Source organism: Brevundimonas sp. GW821-FHT10A07 (assembly GCF_059415785.1).
Genome location: NZ_JBWKNX010000019.1, coordinates 46,569 through 65,631, shown reverse-complemented (window position 1 = coordinate 65,631; position 19,063 = coordinate 46,569). Strand labels below are relative to the sequence as shown.

The 19,063-nt window shown below is 66.4% G+C and carries 22 protein-coding genes; 17 read left to right on the top strand and 5 right to left on the bottom strand.

Annotated elements, in window-relative coordinates; all coding sequences use genetic code 11:
* Window positions 1-105: 105 nt before the first annotated feature.
* Both AC07NC_RS14775 and tyrS read right to left on the bottom strand, forming a co-directional pair.
* Window positions 106-573, bottom strand: coding sequence for a peroxiredoxin (locus AC07NC_RS14775; protein WP_494569974.1), 468 nt, complete (start codon window positions 571-573; stop codon window positions 106-108).
* Between the two features lie 138 nt (window positions 574-711).
* Window positions 712-1,965 carry a tyrosine--tRNA ligase gene (tyrS, locus tag AC07NC_RS14770; RefSeq protein ID WP_494569973.1) on the bottom strand — a complete coding sequence of 418 codons (1,254 nt, stop codon included), beginning with the start codon at window positions 1,963-1,965 and terminating at the stop codon, window positions 712-714.
* A gap of 199 nt (window positions 1,966-2,164) precedes the next feature.
* On the opposite strand from tyrS, the gene AC07NC_RS14765 reads away from it, so the two are divergent.
* The 3 genes from AC07NC_RS14765 to AC07NC_RS14755 all read left to right on the top strand — a co-directional run bounded on the left by AC07NC_RS14765 (window position 2,165) and on the right by AC07NC_RS14755 (window position 4,920).
* The gene (locus AC07NC_RS14765) at window positions 2,165-2,683 is read left to right on the top strand and encodes a DOMON-like domain-containing protein (RefSeq protein WP_494569972.1); all 519 of its coding nucleotides are present in this window, start codon (window positions 2,165-2,167) and stop codon (window positions 2,681-2,683) included.
* Complete coding sequence (locus AC07NC_RS14760; protein WP_494569971.1) at window positions 2,680-3,882, top strand: exo-beta-N-acetylmuramidase NamZ family protein; 1,203 nt, start codon at window positions 2,680-2,682, stop codon at window positions 3,880-3,882. The genes AC07NC_RS14765 and AC07NC_RS14760 overlap by 4 nt, the downstream gene beginning before the upstream one ends.
* A 348-nt stretch (window positions 3,883-4,230) precedes the next feature.
* On the top strand, window positions 4,231-4,920 hold the full coding sequence (locus AC07NC_RS14755) for a hypothetical protein (protein ID WP_494569970.1): 690 nt from the start codon (window positions 4,231-4,233) through the stop codon (window positions 4,918-4,920).
* A 45-nt stretch (window positions 4,921-4,965) separates the two neighbouring features.
* Here AC07NC_RS14755 and AC07NC_RS14750 read toward each other — a convergent pair whose 3' ends face one another.
* Entirely contained in the window at window positions 4,966-5,490 is a 525-nt protein-coding gene (locus AC07NC_RS14750) for a hypothetical protein (RefSeq protein WP_494569969.1), read from the bottom strand.
* Between the two features lie 420 nt (window positions 5,491-5,910).
* Between AC07NC_RS14750 and ahpC the strand changes: the two genes are divergently transcribed.
* The 3 genes from ahpC (at window position 5,911) to AC07NC_RS14735 (ending at window position 9,267) form a co-directional block, all read left to right on the top strand.
* Window positions 5,911-6,474 (top strand): alkyl hydroperoxide reductase subunit C, encoded by a 564-nt coding sequence (gene ahpC / locus AC07NC_RS14745; protein ID WP_008260815.1) that lies wholly within the window; start codon window positions 5,911-5,913, stop codon window positions 6,472-6,474.
* Window positions 6,475-6,633: 159 nt separating this feature from the next.
* Entirely contained in the window at window positions 6,634-8,220 is a 1,587-nt protein-coding gene (gene ahpF, locus AC07NC_RS14740; RefSeq protein ID WP_494569968.1) for an alkyl hydroperoxide reductase subunit F, read from the top strand.
* Window positions 8,221-8,307: 87 nt separating this feature from the next.
* Window positions 8,308-9,267: a DMT family transporter gene (locus tag AC07NC_RS14735; protein WP_154725773.1), complete on the top strand. Its 960-nt coding sequence runs from the start codon at window positions 8,308-8,310 to the stop codon at window positions 9,265-9,267.
* Between the two features lie 19 nt (window positions 9,268-9,286).
* On the opposite strand, the gene AC07NC_RS14730 is transcribed toward AC07NC_RS14735, so the two are convergent.
* Together AC07NC_RS14730 and AC07NC_RS14725 are read right to left on the bottom strand one after the other, a co-directional pair.
* Window positions 9,287-10,573 (bottom strand): NAD(P)/FAD-dependent oxidoreductase, encoded by a 1,287-nt coding sequence (locus AC07NC_RS14730; protein WP_154725774.1) that lies wholly within the window; start codon window positions 10,571-10,573, stop codon window positions 9,287-9,289.
* A 32-nt stretch (window positions 10,574-10,605) separates the two neighbouring features.
* The gene (locus AC07NC_RS14725) at window positions 10,606-11,256 is read right to left on the bottom strand and encodes an alpha/beta hydrolase (RefSeq protein ID WP_008262115.1); all 651 of its coding nucleotides are present in this window, start codon (window positions 11,254-11,256) and stop codon (window positions 10,606-10,608) included.
* A gap of 158 nt (window positions 11,257-11,414) precedes the next feature.
* Here AC07NC_RS14725 and AC07NC_RS14720 point away from each other — a divergent pair, with 158 nt between their 5' ends.
* From AC07NC_RS14720 to AC07NC_RS14670, 11 genes are all read left to right on the top strand, one after another.
* Window positions 11,415-11,897, top strand: a complete 483-nt coding sequence (locus AC07NC_RS14720) for an Rrf2 family transcriptional regulator (RefSeq protein ID WP_008264270.1) — start codon at window positions 11,415-11,417, stop codon at window positions 11,895-11,897.
* Complete coding sequence (locus tag AC07NC_RS14715) at window positions 11,894-13,033, top strand: cysteine desulfurase family protein (protein ID WP_154725775.1); 1,140 nt, start codon at window positions 11,894-11,896, stop codon at window positions 13,031-13,033. Before AC07NC_RS14720 ends, AC07NC_RS14715 begins: the two co-directional genes overlap by 4 nt.
* The gene (sufB, locus tag AC07NC_RS14710; protein ID WP_008263662.1) at window positions 13,033-14,499 is read left to right on the top strand and encodes a Fe-S cluster assembly protein SufB; all 1,467 of its coding nucleotides are present in this window, start codon (window positions 13,033-13,035) and stop codon (window positions 14,497-14,499) included. Before AC07NC_RS14715 ends, sufB begins: the two co-directional genes overlap by 1 nt.
* Complete coding sequence (locus tag AC07NC_RS14705) at window positions 14,496-14,657, top strand: hypothetical protein (protein ID WP_292148256.1); 162 nt, start codon at window positions 14,496-14,498, stop codon at window positions 14,655-14,657. The genes sufB and AC07NC_RS14705 overlap by 4 nt, the downstream gene beginning before the upstream one ends.
* Window positions 14,657-14,917, top strand: coding sequence for a hypothetical protein (locus tag AC07NC_RS14700; protein WP_292148257.1), 261 nt, complete (start codon window positions 14,657-14,659; stop codon window positions 14,915-14,917). Before AC07NC_RS14705 ends, AC07NC_RS14700 begins: the two co-directional genes overlap by 1 nt.
* Window positions 14,914-15,216, top strand: coding sequence for a type II toxin-antitoxin system RelE/ParE family toxin (locus tag AC07NC_RS14695; RefSeq protein ID WP_008260743.1), 303 nt, complete (start codon window positions 14,914-14,916; stop codon window positions 15,214-15,216). The genes AC07NC_RS14700 and AC07NC_RS14695 overlap by 4 nt, the downstream gene beginning before the upstream one ends.
* A 6-nt stretch (window positions 15,217-15,222) precedes the next feature.
* Window positions 15,223-15,972, top strand: coding sequence for a Fe-S cluster assembly ATPase SufC (gene sufC, locus AC07NC_RS14690; RefSeq protein ID WP_494569987.1), 750 nt, complete (start codon window positions 15,223-15,225; stop codon window positions 15,970-15,972).
* A complete protein-coding gene (gene sufD, locus AC07NC_RS14685; RefSeq protein WP_447941464.1) occupies window positions 15,969-16,991 on the top strand; it encodes a Fe-S cluster assembly protein SufD in 1,023 nt (340 codons plus the stop codon). Before sufC ends, sufD begins: the two co-directional genes overlap by 4 nt.
* Window positions 16,992-17,068: 77 nt before the next feature.
* Window positions 17,069-18,280 (top strand): aminotransferase class V-fold PLP-dependent enzyme, encoded by a 1,212-nt coding sequence (locus AC07NC_RS14680; protein WP_494569986.1) that lies wholly within the window; start codon window positions 17,069-17,071, stop codon window positions 18,278-18,280.
* Window positions 18,281-18,284: 4 nt separating this feature from the next.
* Complete coding sequence (locus tag AC07NC_RS14675; protein ID WP_154725782.1) at window positions 18,285-18,674, top strand: SUF system Fe-S cluster assembly protein; 390 nt, start codon at window positions 18,285-18,287, stop codon at window positions 18,672-18,674.
* The gene (locus AC07NC_RS14670; RefSeq protein WP_494569967.1) at window positions 18,674-19,063 is read left to right on the top strand and encodes a HesB/IscA family protein; all 390 of its coding nucleotides are present in this window, start codon (window positions 18,674-18,676) and stop codon (window positions 19,061-19,063) included. Before AC07NC_RS14675 ends, AC07NC_RS14670 begins: the two co-directional genes overlap by 1 nt.

The window sequence follows — 19,063 nt, the reverse complement described above, 5'->3', positions numbered from 1 at the left end:
GCAAGACTGTTCACGCCCTGTTAACCACGATTGATGAAGTTTTACGGCCTCATCACGCGATTGTTGATTGAGATTCGCGCATTTGGCGAAACTCCGAATCGGAATTCAACCCAATGAACGGGCGGCCTCCAGAACGGCGGCGGCGTGGTCGGCGACCTTGACGTTGCGCCAGGCCCGGACGACCCGGCCGTCGGCGTCGATCAGGAAGGTCGCGCGCTCTATGCCCATATATTCGCGGCCGTAGAGCTTCTTCTGCACCCAGACGCCCCAGGCCTCGCAAGCCGCGCCGTCCTCGTCCGAGGCCAGGACGACGGCGAGGTCGTATTTGGCCTTGAACCGATCGTGCTTCTTCACCGTGTCCTTGGACACGCCGATGACGGGAACGCCCAGGGCGGCGAAGTCGGGCGCAAGCGCGGTGAAGTCCTGGGCCTCGCGGGTGCAGCCGGTCGTGTCGTCCTTGGGATAGAAATAGACGACGGCGGGCTTGCCCTTGAGGGCGGAGAGGGAGACCCGGCCGCCGTTGTCGGTCGGCAGGTCGAGGGCGGGGGCGGAGTGGCCTTCGGTTGCGGACATTTCAAACTCCGATCATCCCGGCGAAAGCCGGGACCCAGTTCTTTCGCGAGACAGTACGTTGGATCAAGCGCTGCGGACGTCGGATGCGGCGGAGCGCCCAAAGCACTGGGTCCCGGCTTTCGCCGGGATGAGCGGATATCAAATCGGGCGAACGAGTACGATCTTCTTCTTGCCGGCCGCCAGCTTGATCACGCCGTCCTTGAGGTCGGCCTCGGTCAGCAGTTGGGCGCCATCGGACACGGCGGCGTCGTTGAGGCGCAGGCCGCCGCCCTGGGCCAGGCGGCGCGCCTCGCCGTTCGAGGCGGTCAGGCCGGCCTTGGTCACGACGGCGGCGATCATGGCGCCGTAAACCTCGGCCGACGGCAGTTCGACGGTCGGCAGGTCGGCGGAGACCTGACCCTTTTCGAAGGCGGTCTCGGCGGCGGCGCGGGCCTTGGCGGCTTCCTCGGCGCCATGCAGCAGGGTGGTGGCGGCGTCGGCGAGGGCCTTCTTGGCGTCGTTGATGGCCGCGCCTTCCAGGGCCTCGTATTCGGCGATCTGCTCCAGGCTCAGGTCGGTGAACAGGCGCATGAAGCGGCCGACGTCGGCGTCTTCGGCGTTGCGCCAGAACTGCCAGTAGTCATAGGGGCTCAGCTGTTCGGCGTTCAGCCAGACGGCGCCCTGGGCGGTCTTGCCCATCTTGCCGCCCGAGGCCGTGGTCAGCAGCGGGGTGGTCAGGCCGAAGGCGGCCTTCTGGTCCACGCGGCGGACCAGATCGACGCCCGAGGTGATATTGCCCCACTGGTCCGACCCGCCCATCTGCAAGGTCACCTTCAGGGCGCGGTTCAGCTCCAGGAAGTCCACCGACTGCATCAGCATGTAGTTAAACTCGAGGAAGGTCATCGGCTGCTCGCGCTCGAGCCGCAGCTTGACCGAGTCGAAGCTCAGCATCCGGTTGACGGTGAAGTGGGTGCCGAAGTCGCGCAGGAACTGGATGTAGCCGTAGCCCGACAGCCAGTCGTCGTTATTGACCATGACCGCGTCGGTGGGGCCGTCGCCGAAGGTCAGGAATTTGGCGAAGACCGTCTGGATCGAGTCGATGTTCGACTGGATCGTCTCTTCGGTCAGCTGGGGACGCGACGTATCCTTGCCGGTCGGGTCGCCGACCTTGGTGGTGCCGCCGCCCATCAGGACGATGGGCTTGCCGCCGGCCTGCTGGAGCCGGCGCAGCATCATGATCTGGATCAGGCTGCCCACGTGCAGCGACGGGGCGGTGGCGTCGAAGCCGATGTAGCCGGCAACCACGCCGGAGGCGGCCGCCTCGTCCAGCTCGGTCGGGTGGGTGATCTGATGGATGTAGCCGCGCGCCTGGAGGGTGCGGAGGAAGTCGGATTTGAAGGCGTGTTCGGTCATGGCGGAGGCTCCGTTAGCAGGGATGCTGGCGGTCGTCTTCCATTTCCGAAGAGCGCGTCGCCAGCGAAGGCGGCGCGTGTTCGCGGGCCGCTCGCTTACAGCGGGCGGTAATACAGGCCGGCGATGGCGCGGGCGGCGAACATGGGTTCTGGATAAGGCGCAGCGTTGACCGGCGTCAAGCCTTCGCTACGAAGGTCGGATGCGTCTGCCCCTGATCCCGCACCCGACCTGTTCCCCCGCCGGGCTGACGCTGGAGGTCGAGGCGCGGCGGGCGGGGCGGGTGTTGAGCCTCGAATATGTCGTGGCCGGGCCGGTTGAAATGGTGCGCTGGCCGCAGGCGGCGGCGCGGGCCAGAACGGACGAGCTGTGGCGGACGACCTGTTTCGAGGCCTTCGTGCGGACGGCGGACGGCTATGTCGAATATAATCTGTCGCCGTCGGGGGCCTGGGCGGCCTATCGGTTCGACGGCTATCGCGAGGGAATGCGAGCGCTGGAGATCACGGCGCCCTTCATCGTCACGCGCATGGCGCCCGGGCGGTTTGGGCTGACGGTCGATGTGGACCTGCCGGAGGATGCGACGGACGCGGTCGGGCTGACGGCTGTGGTCGAGAGGCTGGACGGGGGGCTGGACGGGGCGATCGCCTATTGGGCCCTGGCGCATCCATCGGATAAGCCGGACTTTCATCATCCCGACTCGTTCGCGCTGGAACTGCCATGAATTTCGGTCTCGACCGCCTGCTGTCCGACGACGCCCTGAAGGCCCAGTTGAAGGGGCGGCGCGTGGCGTTGCTGGCGCATCCGGCCTCGGTGACGAAGGATCTGGGTCATGCGGTGGACGCCCTGGCCGCCTGTCCCGAGATCGAACTGACCGCCGCCTTCGGGCCGCAGCACGGGATGAAGGGCGATCTGCAGGACAATATGATGGAGAGCCCGGATTATCGCGATCCGGTGCACGGCTTCCCGGTCTTCAGCCTGTACGGCGAGGTGCGCCGGCCCAGGGACGAGTGGATGGAGACGTTCGACGTCGTCCTGATCGACCTGCAGGACCTGGGCTGCCGCATCTACACCTATGTGACCACGCTTCTGTACGTGCTGGAGGCGGCGGCGAAACACGGCAAGTCGGTGTGGGTGCTGGACCGGCCCAATCCGGCGGGGCGGCCGGTCGAGGGGCAGACGCTGAAGCCCGGCTGGGAGAGTTTCGTCGGGGCCGCGCCGATGCCGATGCGGCACGGGATGACGATGGGCGAACTGGGCCTGTGGTTCATCGACCAGTTCAAGCTGGATGTGGATTACCGGGTGGTGGAGATGCAGGGCTGGGCGCCGGAGGCGGGGCCGGGCTTCGGCTGGCCGCTGGGCGAGCGGGCCTGGGTCAATCCCAGCCCGAATGCGCCGAACCTGTCGATGGCGCGCGCTTATGCCGGCACGGTGATGCTGGAGGGGGCGACCCTGTCGGAGGGACGGGGAACGACCCGGCCGTTGGAGCTGTTCGGGGCGCCGGACATCGATGCGCGGGCGGTGATCGCCGAGATGCAGGCTCTGGCGCCGGAGTGGCTGGGCGGCTGTACCTTACGCGACATGTGGTTCGAGCCGACCTTCCACAAACATGTCGGCCAGCTGTGCAGCGGGGTGCAGATCCATGTCGATCACCCCGGCTATGACCACGCCGCCTTCAAGCCGTGGCGGGTGCAAGCCCTGGGGTTCAAGGCGATCCGGCGGCTGTATCCCGACTACGATCTGTGGCGGGATTTTCCGTACGAGTATGCGTTCGGGAAACTGCCCATGGACGTGATCAACGGCGGACCGGGGCTGCGGGAATGGGTGGACGACGCCGCGGCGGGGCCGGGGGATCTGGATGCGGCGACGCGGCCGGATGAGGCGGCGTGGGAAGAGGCGCGGCGGGGGTTCTTGTTGTATTGAGCCGCGCGACCGGCCTGTTCGGTGGAGGGGGGGCTGGAGCCGGGTGATCGGCTGAGATCCGCAGGCCTGACCGCGCCAAGGGACTCGGGCGCCGCTTGCGTTAAGCCTATGCGCAAGCCTTAGCTCCGCCGTACGCTGAAATTTCCGCAACGGGTTCGTTCGCCCAGAAGCGGACTCTCCTAGGAGCCGTTTAGGGTCAGTTTGCGTCATGGGTGTCAGCGCTGGAAGCAGACGTTGGTCTTCACGTCAGAAAATAGCCGCAGCCGTGGTCTGCAAGGGTGGGAAGCGGGACGTTGACCTTCGATAGGGAAACGGTTTCCATCCACTGAGGGTGGAGCCGCAGCGATCATGAGACTGGCCGTTATGCTGGTGACGGGAGCCGCCCTGATTTCGGGGTGCAACCCGACGCCTGTCCCTATCGACCCGAAAGAATGTCCCGCTTGGCGCAGTGTCGATTATTCCAAGCTTCCCACCCATCTCAATGATGACCTGCAAAACCCATTGTTCGAAAACATCTGGAAAGCGTGGGCGAGTGAGGACACCAGCGTTTCCTGGAGCATCGACACCCCGCATTCCACCGTCCATTTCAGAACCTCGCCGGGCGGATTGTCGACTGACCCGACGGTTCGAGAGGTTATCGGCCGGGGGCGTGACACGAACTGGGAAATTTACGCGAGGTCCGCACCAATTGGTCCGCCACATCCAACGCACTGGACTGCGTGGCGGCGCGTCAGCCTCACCGCCAGCGAGGCCAAGAAGCTGGATTCAATCCTCGACGATCCTTGCTTCTGGGTTGCGCCGCGCTTTCTTGATGGACCGGTCCGTCTCGTGAATGGGCGAGGCGACAACAGACCTGACGGGCCTTCTACAGCCTACGATGTGACCCACGGCGAGCGGGCCTGGGGCGGGTGGCACTTCTCGTGGACCGTCGGGCCGCAAGGCCGACTACAGTTGTTCCTCCTTGCCAAGGCTTTCGGCTTGCCGGAATGGCCCGAAGACAAAATCGACGACGAGGGTTGGTTTGATTGGCCTCCGTAACGTCCGGTAAGGGGCGAGAGCGGCCTTTGGCGCTTTGGGCCTCTCTCACTCGACGTGCGGCGGGCAGACAGGTGTCGCGTCGTCGGAGCGTTGCAGGCCGCCGATGACGATCTGGATCACGGGTTCGGGCCAGTGCTCGAACGACACCATCCCCGCCGGCACTGTACAGACTGAGGTCTCTGCGGGCGGGCGGGGCTGACCCCCGACGTATCGCACGATGAAGCCGCCATATTTCAGGCCCTGATCCTGGCCGTTCTCGACCTTGAGGATGGATCCGACATCCCGGCGGGCGTGCAGGCTGAAGCGGATCGTCCCCACGGGCGCGTCGTTCGGAAGGTCGCGCGATCCGTTGGCGGGCGGCAGGACGTCGCCGACCTGGATCCGGTCGACCCGCACCAGGTCATAGGTTCCGTTCGGATTGAGCTTCAGCGTCGCGCGTTCTCCAGCCGCAACATTGAGCGTGCCCTGGACAAAGGCGGACCGTCGCCCCTCGAACTGCTGAGGCGTGGTGGGGTGGGGAGGCGGCGCGTTCTGCAGAGCGAGAGCGGCAATCAATAAGGTCAGCAGCATGGTTCGCTCCGGTTGCGCCAACTGCAGCTAGGTCGTTTCCTGCTCTCGCGGTCAAGTGCTGAAACGTCGAACGCCAGGAGAAATCGACCCATAGTCGTGAAGCGGTCTCGGGGAAGGTCGCGGACCGGTCAGGGGGCGAGAAGCGCGCACACGGAGTCAGATCTTCCAGACCGCGAGTTGCAGAGGCCCCGGCGGCTACGCCCTCTTTTGGGATCTGTAAACCCGGTGTCTGCGGCCTGAGCTCGCTGTCCAAAGACCGGGCGTATGGATCCTCGGGACAAGCCCGAGGATGACGAGGTTTGGTGTTGTTGAGTCATAACCAAAATCTATCACGCATCTGCAAATAAGTGATTGGGCTTATCTGCTGCGGTGCGGTAGGAAGCGGGCCTCCCCAACCTCCCAACGGAATGGAAGCCCTGCATGGCCCTCATCAACACGACCCTCAAACCCTTCACGGCCGAGGCCTACAAGGACGGCAAGTTCCTGACCGTCACCGACGCCGATGTGGCGGGCAAGTGGGCGATCTTCTTCTTCTATCCGGCCGACTTCACCTTCGTGTGCCCGACCGAGCTGGAAGACCTGGCCGACCACTACGCCGAGTTCCAGAAGCTGGGCGTCGAGATCTATTCGGTGTCGACCGACACCCATTTCTCGCACAAGGCCTGGCACGACTCGTCGCCGGCCATCGGCAAGATCACCTACACCATGCTGGGCGACCCCTCGGGCCTGGTGACCAACAACTTCGACGCCATGCGTCCGGGCGTGGGCCTGGCCGACCGTGCGACCTTCCTGGTCGATCCGGACGGCGTGATCCAGTTCACCGAGACCACCTCGGAAGGCATCGGCCGCAACGCCGCCGAACTGCTGCGCAAGGTCAAGGCCGCGCAATATGTGCGCTCGCACCCGGGTGAAGTCTGCCCGGCCAAGTGGGAAGAAGGCGAAGCCACCCTGGCGCCGTCGCTCGACCTCGTCGGCAAGATCTAAGACTGACGCGACCCATCGGGTCCGGCCCGGCGCCGGACCCGTCCGTCGGCGGGGGCGCGTTGCGTTTCCAGCCCCCGCCGACATCCTTCTTCATGTCTCGCCTCGCCCGCGGTCGGGCTTGCAGGCGTCATGAGTTCAACTGTTTCAAGGACCTCTCCCATGCTGGACGCCAATCTGAAATCTCAGCTCGAGGCCTATCTGAAGAACATCGTCCATCCGGTCGAACTGGTCGCCTCGCTGGGCGCCGGGCCGAAGTCGCAGGAGCTGAAGACCCTGCTGGAGGAGATCGTCTCGGTCTCGCACGGCAAGGTCGAGATGGGCCGCGACTATGACGACGAACGCCAGCCCAGCTTCCTGATCCGCCGCAAGGGCACCGACATCGGCGTGCGGTTCGCGGGGATTCCGCTGGGCCACGAGTTCACCTCGCTGGTGCTGGCCCTGCTGCACGTCGGCGGCCATCCGTCCAAGGCGGCGCAGGAGGTGATCCAGCAGATCAAGGACCTGGAGGGCGACTATGTGTTCGAGACCTATTTCTCGCTGTCGTGCCAGAACTGCCCCGACGTGGTGCAGGCGCTGAACCTGATGAGCGTGCTGAACCCGCGCATCAAACACGTCGCCATCGAAGGCGGCCTGTTCAAGGACGAGGTCGAGGAACGCAAGATCATGGCCGTGCCGACGGTCTTCCTGAACGGCGAACTGTTCGGTCAGGGCCGGATGGAGCTGGAGCAGATCGTCGCCCGGCTGGATTCGGGCGCCGAGGCGCGGGCCGCCGAACGTCTGAAGGCCAAGGACCCGTTCGACGTGCTGGTGGTCGGCGGCGGCCCCGCCGGGGCGGCGGCCGCCATCTATACGGCGCGCAAGGGCATCCGCACCGGCATTGTGGCCGAGCGGTTCGGCGGCCAGGTGCTGGACACCATGGCGATCGAGAACTTCATTTCGGTGCCGCACACCGAGGGGCCGAAGCTGGCCGCCCATCTGGAACAGCATGTCCGCGAGTACGAGGTGGACATCATGAACCTGCAGAAGGCGGCCAGGCTGGTTCCGGCCGAGGTTCCCGGCGGTCTGCACGAGGTGGTGCTGGAGAACGGCGCCAGCCTGAAGTCGCGCACCGTCATCCTGGCCACCGGCGCCCGCTGGCGCCAGATGAACGTGCCGGGCGAGGACCAGTACAAGAACAAGGGCGTGGCCTATTGCCCGCACTGCGACGGGCCGCTGTTCAAGGGCAAGCGGGTGGCCGTGATCGGCGGCGGCAACTCGGGCGTCGAGGCGGCCATCGATCTGGCGGGCATCGTGGCCCATGTGACCCTGATCGAGTTCGACAGCGAACTGAGGGCCGATGCGGTGCTGCAACGCAAGCTGGCGACCCTGCCGAACGTGCGGATCGTCACCTCGGCCCTGACGACCCAGGTGCACGGCGACGGCGAGAAGGTGACGGGCCTGTCCTACAAGGACCGCAACTCGGACGCCCATCATGACGTCGATCTGGAAGGCGTTTTCGTCCAGATCGGCCTGGTGCCGAACACCGAATGGCTGCGCGGCGCCGTGGCCCTGACGGCGCGCGGGGAGATCGAGGTGGATCATCGCGGCGAGACCTCGCAGCCGGGCATATTCGGCGCGGGCGACGTGACCACCGTGCCCTACAAGCAGATCGTCATCGCCATGGGCGAAGGCTCCAAGGCGGGGCTGTCGGCCTTCGACTATATGATCCGCACGGTTCCGGCCGAAGAGGCGGTCGAGGCGGCTTAGGGGCGGTCGATCCTTCGGTCTGGGGGCCGGTGTTCGCCGCCTGACAAACCGTGTAAGCGCGGCCGGGGGTGAAGGCGGAGCGCGACAATGACGGCATCCTCGGACCGGCTGTGGGGCGTGGCTTCCGGCCTGGGGGCAGGCGCGATGTGGGGGCTGGTGTTCCTGGCGCCCAAGTTCGCGCCGGAGGCGTCGCCCCTGTTGCTGACCGCCGGGCGCTATCTGGCCTACGGGCTGATCGCGGTCGTTCTGATCGCCCCGCGCTGGCGACGGCTGGCGCCCCTGATCGAGGCGGGCACGTGGCGCGCCCTCGTCTGGCTGAGCCTGGCGGGCAATCTGGTCTATTTCGCCTTTGTGGTCGTCGCCGTTCACCTGGCCGGGGTGGCGGCGTCGGCCCTGATCGTGGGCATGGTGCCGGTGGTGGTGGCCCTGTGGGGGCTGAAGGATGGAGGCGGGCCGCCGGCGTCTCGGACGGCGCCGCCCATCGTCCTGGCGGCCGTGGCGGTGGGGCTGATCGGCTGGCGCGCCCTGTCGCACGGCCATGGCGTTTCCGGCGGACCAACCGGGATTCAGACTTTGATCGGTCTGGGCTGCGCCCTGGGCGCCCTGATCTCCTGGACGGTCTATGCGGTGGGCAACAGCCGCTGGATGGCGCGGCTGACACAGGTGTCGCCCCACGACTGGTCCCTGCTGACCGGGGTGGTCACGGGCGGTCTGGCGCTGCTCCTGGCGGTTCCCGCGGCGCTGACGACCCAGGGCTGGACCGGCGGTGCGTGGCTGAAGCTCGCCGGCGTCTGCCTGGGCGTGGCCCTGTTCGCCTCGATCATCGGCAACGCCCTGTGGAACCAGGCCAGCCGCCGTCTGCCGCTGACCATGCTGGGGCAGATGATCGTGTTCGAGACCGTGTTCGCCTTCGTCTACGGCTACATCTGGGAGGGACGGGGACCGGCTGTGATCGAGATCCTGGCCATACTGATGATGATCGTCAGCGTGGTCTGGTGCGTGCGCGCCCACGGTCCGGCCCCAATCGCCGAGGAACCGCTGCACTGAGCCACGGGCCGCGCGCGCCTCAGTGCAGCTTCAGCCGTCCGGAGACACGGCGGTGCAGCAGGCGCGACAGGGCCAGGATGGCGGTGCGGCGGACGCCCAGGATGGCGCGGTGATGGTCCAGGTGCAGGGCCATATAGGCCCATTTGGCGATCAGGCCCTCGATCAGGAAGTTCGGGCCGCCCAGATTGCCCATCAGGGAGCCGACGCCCCGGTCGCCGCCCAGGGACACCAGCGAACCCTTGTCATGATAGACGTAGGGGCCGGGTTCGCGCGACGGGTCGGATCGAGCCATGGCCAGGGCCTTGGCCAGATAGGCGGCCTGCTGGGCCGCCGCCTGGGCGCGGGCGGGGACCGGACGCCCCTCGGGCCCCGGCGCCTCGGCGCAGTCCCCCATGGCGTAGATGTCAGGGGCCGAGGTGCGCAGGTGGTCGTCCACCACGAACTGATTGAGGCGGCCGGTGGTCAGGCCCAGGTCGCGGTTGGTCTCGGCCGCCTTCACCCCGGCCGCCCAGACGATCAGGTCGGCGGGCACCTCGCCCCTGGAGGTGTCCAGCCGGCCGGCGTGGACGGCCTTGACCTTGGCGTCGGTCAGCAGGCGCACGCCCTTTTCTTCCAGGGCATGGGCGGCCTTGGCCGAGACCCGTTCGGGCAGGCCGCCCAGGATGCGGGGCGCGGCCTCGACGAGGGTGACCGCGAGGTCGAACTTCTGACCCTCGGTCAGGCCGGCCGACAGTTCGTCATGCCCCTCGATCAGTTCGGTGGACAGTTCGACCCCGGTGGCGCCGGCCCCGACGATGGCGATGTTCATCGTCTGCCCGTCGGAATAGGCGGTCGCCAGGAAGGCGGCGGTCAGCCGTTTGTTGAACGCCTCGGCGTCCGCCACGTCTTCCAGCAGATGGGCGTGTTCGGCGGCGCCGGGCGTGCCGAACAGGTTCGAGCCGCTGCCGATGGCCAGGACGAGGGTGCGGAACTTCACCGTGCGGGGGCGAACCAGGACGGCGTCGTCCTGATCCCGGATTTCGCCCAGGGTCAGGGTCTTGTTCGTCGGATCGAGGCCGGTCAGATCGCCGAAGGCGAAGCTGAAATGATTGCGCCGCGCCAGCACCGGGTAGGACAGACCCTCCTGGTGGCTGTCCAGAGACCCCGCAGCGACCTCGTGCAGGCTGGGCTTCCACAGGTGGAAGATGGAGTGATCGATCAGCAGGACGCGACGGCGGCCCTCGCGCGGGCCGAACCGACGGCCCAGGCGGGCGGCGAGCTCAAGCCCGCCCGCGCCGCCGCCGATAATGACGATGTCATGTTCCATTCGGGTCTCCAACGCGCGACCCGAGGATCGGATCAGGCCGGCTTTTCTTCCAGTCGCTTGTCCAGATAGGCGCCGACACGGCGTTCGACGGCGCTGATGTGGTCCTGCCAGAAGTGGCTGGCGCCCTCTTCCAGCTCATAGTCGATGATGATGCCCTTCTGGGTGCGCAGCTTGTTGACCACGCGTTCGACCTCGGCCGGGGGCACGACGGTGTCTGCGGTGCCGTGCAGGAACAGGCCCGAGGCCGGGCAGGGGGCCAGGAAGCTGAAATCGTACATGTTGGACGGGGGCGAGACCGAGATGAAGCCGTCCGTCTCGGGGCGGCGCATCAGAAGCTGCATGCCGATATAGGCGCCGAACTGATAGCCGCCGACCCAGGTCTGGCTGGCGCCGGGGTTGTTCGACTGAAGCCAGTCCAGGGCCGTGGCCGCATCGGCCAGTTCACCGATGCCCGAATCGAATTCACCCTGCGACTTGCCGACGCCGCGCGAATTATAGCGCAGGGTGGCGAAGCCGCGCTGCTGGAACAGCTGGTGCAGGGTGACGGTCACCGGGTTGTTCATATGTCCGCCCGCCTTGGGATGCGGATGCAGAATCAACGCGATGGGGGCGTTCGGGCGCTTGCCCGGGGAATAGCGGCCTTCGATGCGACCGGAGGCGCCGGGCAGGATGACTTCAGGCATAGGGGCTCTGGAATCCGTTCAACTGTCGTTTCGCGTGTGCGTAATACTTGACCGCTGAGGTGGGACTTTCTAAGTCCCTCCGCAAGCGAGGCGCCTTTGCGAAGGCGCGGGTTCTAGCACAAGAGCCCCGAAAAGCGCGCAATTTTTGAGGCTGCAATATGCGTCTGTCGACCAAGGGACGATACGCCGTGATGGCGATGGCCGATCTGGCAAAGAACGGACGCGGCGAAAGCGGCGAGATCCGGGCGGTTTCGCTGGCTGAAATCGCCGCGCGCCAGGAGATTTCGCTGAGCTATCTGGAGCAGTTGTTCGCCCGTCTGCGCAAGAGCGACCTGGTCAAGAGCGTGCGCGGACCCGGCGGCGGCTATCGGCTGGCCAAGGGGGCGCATGAGACGGTGGTGGCCGAGATCGTGCTGGCGGTGGACGAACCGATCCGGGCGACGCGCTGCGTGGCGCATGGCTCGCCCAAGGGCTGCATGATGGCCGGCGAACGCTGCATCACCCACGATCTGTGGGAAGACCTGGGCGACGAGATCCATCGCTATCTGGCCGGGGTGTCGCTGGAAGACGTGGTGATGAACCGCACAGGCCAGCGTCGGCGCAATGTCGAACCGCCCCAAGCTGTGGGGGTGGCGGCATGAGCGCGATCTATCTGGATTACAACGCCTCAGGCCTGGTGCGGCCCGAGGTCCTCGAGATCATGACGCGGGCCCTGGCCGACAACGGTAATCCGTCGGCGGTCCATGCGGCCGGACGGCGGGCGAGGGCGCGGGTCGAGACGGCGCGGGCCCAGGTCGGCGAACTGGTCGGCGCAGATCCGACGGCCGTGGTGTTCAACAGCGGCGGGACCGAGGCGAATGCCCAAGCCATCGCCAGCGCGCTGGCGGCCGGATGCGAGCGGCTGATCGTTTCGGCGACGGAACATCCGTGCGTGGCCGAGGCGGCCGCGAACGCCGGTGCGCCTGTCGAGGTGCTGCCGGTGGATGCGAACGGCGTCGTCGATCTGGACTGGTTGGCGCAGGCCTTGGCGCGTCCGGGCCGGGCCGTGGTCGCCATCCATCATGCGAACAACGAGAGCGGCGTGATCCAGCCGGTGGTCGAAGCCGCAGCCTTGGTGCGCGCGGCCGGGGGGTGGCTGCACGTCGATGCGATCCAGTCGGCGGGCAAGATCCCGGTCGATATGCGGGTTCTGGACGCGGACAGCCTGACCCTGTCGGCGCACAAGCTGGGCGGGCCGCAGGGCGTCGGGGCCTTGATCCTGAAGGAAGGCGTGGCGGGCGTTCGCATCCTGCACGGGGCCGGGCAGGAGCGGGGTCTGCGCGCCGGGACCGAGAATGTGCCGGGCATCGCCGGGTTCGGCGTGGCCGCCGACTGTGCGGCGCGGGATCTGGAGACTATGGCCTCGCATGTGGGCTGGCGCGACGCCGCCGAGGCGAAGGTGAAGGCCGTCGGGGCGACCGTGATCGGCGCTGACGTGGCGCGCCTGCCCAACACCCTGTTCATGGCGGTCGAGGGTTGGGACAGTCCTCAACAACTTATCATTCTTGATATGGCCGGCGTCATGGTGTCGGCGGGCTCGGCCTGTTCGTCCGGCAAGGTGAAGCCGTCCAAGACCATCAGCGCCATGGGATTGAACGCTCTGGCGACCGGGGGCGTGCGCGTTTCCGGCGGCTGGGCCACGACCGAGAGCGACTGGGTGCGGTTCGCCGACGCCTGGATCGCCGCCTACGACAAGCACAAGACACGCGCCGCCGCGCGCGTGAGAGAGGTCGCCTGATGGCCGCCGTCAAGGAAACCATCGACGCCGTCGCCGCGCTGGAGAAATACGCGCACGGCTTTACGTCGGACATCGAGCAGGAGTTTGCACCGCGTGGGCTGAACGCCGACATCGTGCGCTTCATCTCCGAGAAGAAGGGCGAGCCGGAATGGATGCTGGAATGGCGTCTGGCCGCCTATGAGCGCTGGCTGGCGATGGAGGAGCCGACCTGGGCGGCGGTGAAGTATGAGCCGGTCGACTATCAGGACCTGTTCTACTATGCCGCGCCCAAGCAGAAGGAGGGGCCGAAGTCTCTGGACGAGGTCGATCCCGAAATTCTGGAAATCTACAAGAAGCTGGGCATCCCGCTGAAGGAGCAGGAGGTGCTGGCGGGGGTGCAGGGCGCGCCGCGCGTGGCCGTGGACGCCGTGTTCGACAGCGTCTCGGTGGTCACGACCTTCAAGGAGGAACTGGCCAAGGTCGGCGTGATCTTCATGCCCATTTCCGAGGCCTTGCGCGAATATCCTGAGCTGGTGCGGCAATATCTGGGGTCGGTGGTGCCGGTCTCCGACAACTATTTCGCGGCCCTGAACAGCGCGGTCTTTTCGGACGGGTCGTTCGTCTACATTCCGCCGGGCGTGCGCTGCCCGATGGAGCTGTCGACCTATTTCCGCATCAATGCGTCCCAGACGGGGCAGTTCGAACGCACCCTGATCATCGCCGATAAGGGCAGCTATTGCTCCTATCTGGAAGGCTGCACCGCGCCGATGCGCGACGAGAACCAGCTGCACGCGGCCGTGGTCGAGATCGTGGCCCTGGACGACGCCGAGGTGAAATATTCGACCGTCCAGAACTGGTATCCGGGCGACGCCGAGGGCAAAGGCGGCATCTACAACTTCGTCACCAAGCGTGCGGATTGCCGGGGCGACCGGTCCAAGGTGTCGTGGACCCAGGTCGAGACCGGGTCGGCCGTGACCTGGAAATATCCGTCCTGCATCCTGAAGGGCGACGACAGCTCGGGCGAGTTCTATTCCATCGCCATCACCAACGGCTGTCAGCAGGCCGACACCGGCACCAAGATGATCCACCTGGGCAAGAACACCAAGTCGCGGATCATCGCCAAGGCGGTGTCGGCGGGGAAATCGGACTCGACCTATCGCGGCCTGGTCTCGGTGCATCCGAAGGCGACGGGGGTGCGCAACTTCACCCAGTGCGACAGCCTGCTGATCGGCAAGGAATGCGGCTCGCACACCATCCCCTATATCGAGGCCCGCAACGGCTCGGCCCAGCTGGAGCACGAGGCGACGACGACGCGGTTGAGCGACGACCAGATGTTCTACGCCCAGCAGCGCGGGCTGTCGCAGGAGGAGGCGGTGGCCCTGCTGGTCAACGGCTTCGTCCGCGACGTCATGCAGAAGCTGCCGATGGAGTTCGCCGTCGAGGCGCAGAAGCTGGTGGCGATCAGCCTGGAAGGGAGTGTGGGGTGAGCATCGCCATCGACAATCTCCACGTCTCCGTCGGTGAAAAGCCGATTCTAAATGGCCTGACGCTCGATGTTCTGGCGGCCGGGGCGGCCGCCATCTTGGGGCTGGATCGTGGTATCATCGACAAATCTGGTCTGATCCGAACGTTGAGGACATTCTGATGGAAACGATTGCCGTTCCTTTCCGAGAAGATGCCGCTGACCGCCTGAAGCGTGCGGCGGCCGAGATCGGGATGCCGGTCGGCGAATTTATCGCCTCGGCGGCCGAAGGTTTCATCATGGACAATGAGGCTCATCGCGGCTCGCCGTTGTCGGCGGACCAGATCGCGCAGATCGAAGCGGGACTGGCCGCGGAGCGTGAGGGGCGGATTATTTCGAACGAGGAAGCGGAGGCCCGGCTTGCGGCGCGGCGTACGCGGTGAAGGATTTCGAATGGTCTGAGCCCGCGCTGACGGCGTTCTCCGACTTTCTGGATCACCTTGACGCGCACAGTCTTGCAACTGCGGACAAGGCGGAAACGGAGATCAAAGCCACGCTCTGGCGTCTGGCCGAGCATCCTCATCAAGGTCATCTGTCCCGCTGGCCTGGGCTTCTCGAATGGAGCGCAGCCGACTGGAAGAAGATCATCGTCTATCGCGAACGCCCGGACGGCATTCGTGTCATCGCCTTCTACGACGCTCGACAGGATTTGAGCGTCGTTCATCCCACTCCGAACGACTGATTGAACATGCTCTCCATCTCCAACCTCCACGTCTCCGTCGGCGACAAGCCGATCCTCAAGGGCCTGACGCTCGAAGTGCCGGCGGGCGAGGTGCACGCCATCATGGGGCCTAATGGAGCCGGGAAGTCGACGCTGGGCTATGCCCTGTCGGGGCGGCCGGGCTATGAGGCGACGGAAGGATCGGTCGAATGGGCGGGCGAGGACCTGCTGGCGCTGGACCCGGCCGAACGGGCTGCCAAGGGCGTCTTCCTGTCGTTCCAGTATCCGATCGAGATCCCCGGCGTGCCGGCCCTGACCTTCGTGCGGACGGCGCTGAATGCGCAGAAGCGCGCGCGGGGCGAGGAGGAGGTGGCGGCGCCGGCCTTCCTGAAGCTGGTCCGGGAGGCGTCCAAGGCGCTGAAGATGGACTTCGACATGCTGAAGCGGCCGCTGAACGTCGGCTTCTCCGGCGGCGAGAAGAAGCGGATGGAGATCCTGCAGATGGCCTTGCTGGAGCCGTCGCTGCTGATCCTGGACGAGACGGATTCCGGCCTGGACATCGACGCCCTGCGGATCGTGTCGGAAGGGGTGAACGCCCTGCGTCGCCCGGACCGGGCCATGCTGGTCATCACCCACTATCAGCGCCTGCTCGACTACATCAAACCGGACCGCGTCCATGTGCTGGCCGGCGGCCGGATCGTGGCCTCGGGCGGGCCGGAGCTGGCGCATCAGCTGGAGGCGGAAGGATATGACAAATATCTTCCGGAACCCGCATGAGCGCGACCTTCGCCATCGACCTGACCGACGCGGCCACCTTCCCGTCGCGGCGGGATGAGGCGTGGAAGTACAGCGACCTGAAGCGTCATCTGCGCGAGGCGCCGACGCCGTCGGGCACGGCCGCCGTGGGCGCGCCGGGGCCGTTCTACGCCCTGGGTGGAGAGGCCATCGTCTTCGCCAATGGGCGGCCGGTGGGCGTGACCGACTTCATCGCCTCGGGCGAGCAGACGCTGCGGCTGCGCTATATCTCGAACGCCGTCGGGACGGGGCATACGGCCAGGGCGCGGGTCGCCGTGCGGGCGGGCGCCAAGCTGCTGCTGCTGGAGACGCACGAGGGCGCCGGCTCGGCCTATGTGGCCCACAATACGCTGGAGCTGGATGTGGCGGCCGGGGCCGAGGTGACGCGCGTCGTCCTGGTCGAGGAGCCGGAGGACGCCATTTCCATCGCCGAAGCCCATGTGAAGGTCGAGGCGGGCGGCGTCTATCGCCAGACTATCATCGCCACCGGCGCCAAGCTGCAGCGGATCGAGACCCGCATCGCTCACTTCGCCCAGGAGGCGCAGGTTCAGGCCGACGGCCTGTATTTGTTGAATGGATCGCGGCAGGCCGACCTGACCAGCGTGGTGCGGCACATGGAGCGCGACGGCGCGACGTCGCAATTGATCAAGGGCGTGGCGCGCGATACGGCGCGGGGCGTCTTCCAGGGCAAGATCGTGGTCGAGCGCGGGGCCGACGGCACCGATGCGCGCATGGGGCACCACGCCCTGATCGCCTCCGAGCGGGCCGAGATCGACGCCAAGCCCGAACTGATCATCTATGCCGACGATGTGCAGTGCGCGCACGGAAATACGGTGGGGGCGCTGGACGAGAGCGCCCTGTTCTACATGCAGCAGCGCGGCATTCCGGCCGAGGAGGCCCGCGCCCTGTTGACCCAGGCCTTCCTGATCGAGGTCATCGACCGGATCGAACATGAGGGCGCGAGAGAGGTGGCGCGGGAATGGCTGACGGCTCGGTTGTGACTGATCTTGCCCCCTCCGTCGCGGCGCAGGAGCGTCCCGCCACCTCCCCCAGGGGGAGAGGCTTTGATCCCTATGCTGTGCGGGCGCAGTTCCCGATCCTGTCGCGACAGGTGAACGGCAAGCCGCTGGTCTATCTGGACAATGCGGCCTCGGCCCAGAAGCCGCGCGCGGTGATCGACGCCCTGGTGGCGACGATGGAGGGCGGATACGCCAACGTCCATCGCGGGCTGCACACCCTGTCGAACGAGGCGACCGAGGCCTTCGAGAAGGCGCGCGAGATCGTCGCCCGTTTCCTGAACGCCGAGAGCGCCGAACAGGTGGTCTGGACCAAGGGCGGGACCGAGGCGATCAATCTGGTGGCCAATGGGCTGGGCCTGTCCATCCAGCCGGGCGACGAGATCCTGGTCTCGGAGATGGAGCACCATTCCAACATCGTACCCTGGCATTTCCTGCGGGAGCGGCGCGGCGCGGTGCTGAAATGGATCCCGGTGCTGGACGACGGTTCGCTGGACATGGCGGCCTATGCGGACCTGCTGTCGCCGAAGACGCGGATGGTCGCGGTCACCCATATGTCGAACGTGCTGGGGACCATCAATCCGGTCGCCGAGATCACGCGACTGGCGCATGCGGCCGGCGCCCCCGACTCCCGGATCAAGGTGCTGATCGACGGGTGCCAGGGGGCGGTCCATGCGACGCCGGACGTCCAGGCCATCGGTTGCGACTTCTATGTCCTGACCGGTCACAAGCTGTTCGGGCCGACCGGCATCGGCGCCCTGTACGGCAAGGCCGAGGCGCTGGAGGCCCTGCCGCCCTATCAGGGCGGCGGCGAAATGATCGAGACGGTCGAGATGGATCGCGTGACATACGCCAGGCCGCCCCATCGGTTCGAGGCGGGAACGCCGCCGATCCTGGAGGCCATCGGCCTGGGCGTGGCGCTGGAGTGGCTGGCGCAATACGATCGGGCGTCGGTTCAGACGCATGAGCATTCGCTTTACCAGCACGCTGTCGATCGGCTGCAGGGGCAGAACTGGCTGCGGATTCTGGGGCAGGCGGAGGGGAAGGGCGCGATCCTGACCTTCGCCGTCGAGGGCGCCCACGCCCATGACGTGGCCCAGATCATGGATCGTTACGGCGTGGCCGTGCGGGCCGGACAGCACTGCGCCGAGCCGCTGGCGAAAAGAATGGGCGTGACGTCGAGCACACGCGCCTCCTTCGCCCTATATAACACCGTGGAGGATGCCGACGCCTTCGTGGACGCGCTGATCAAGGCGCGGAACTTCTTCGTGTAAGCCCATGACAGACGACACCATTCAAGACACCGACGCCTTCAAGAACGCCTGGGACGAACCCCAGAAGAGCGCCCTTTCCCAGGTCGAGCTGGACAAGCTGACCGAGGAGCTGATCGCGGCGCTGAAGTCGGTCTATGACCCGGAAATCCCGGTCGACATCTATGAGCTGGGCCTGATCTACCGGGTCGATGTCTCCGACGACCGTGACGTGGTGGTCGACATGACCCTGACGGCGCCCGGCTGCCCGGTGGCGGGCGAGATGCCGGGCTGGGTCGAGACGGCGGTCGAGAAGGTGCCGGGCGTGCGCAGCGCCAAGGCCAATCTGGTGTTCGATCCGCCGTGGGATTCCTCCAAGATGAGCGACGAGGCCAAGCTGGCCCTGAACATGTTCTGATGACCGAACTTCAAGCCACATCCCGTCCACGCCGCCCGCGTCCCAAGGCCGTGACCCTGACGGACGCCGCCGCCGAACGCGTGCGCGAGATCCTGGACAATGCCGAGAACGACCACATCGGTCTGCGGATCGGGGTCAAGAACGGCGGCTGCGCCGGGCAGGAGTACACCTTCGCCTATGCCGACGAGATCGGCCCGCTGGACGAGGTGGTCGAGGACAAGGGCGTCACCATCCTGATCGAACCCAAGGCCGTGCTGTTCCTGATCGGCACCGAGATCGATTACGAGATGACCCGGCTGTCGTCCAAGTTCGTGTTCAACAATCCGAACCAGACCGACGCCTGCGGCTGCGGCGAGAGCGTCACCATCGTCCCGGCCGCCGCCGTCTGA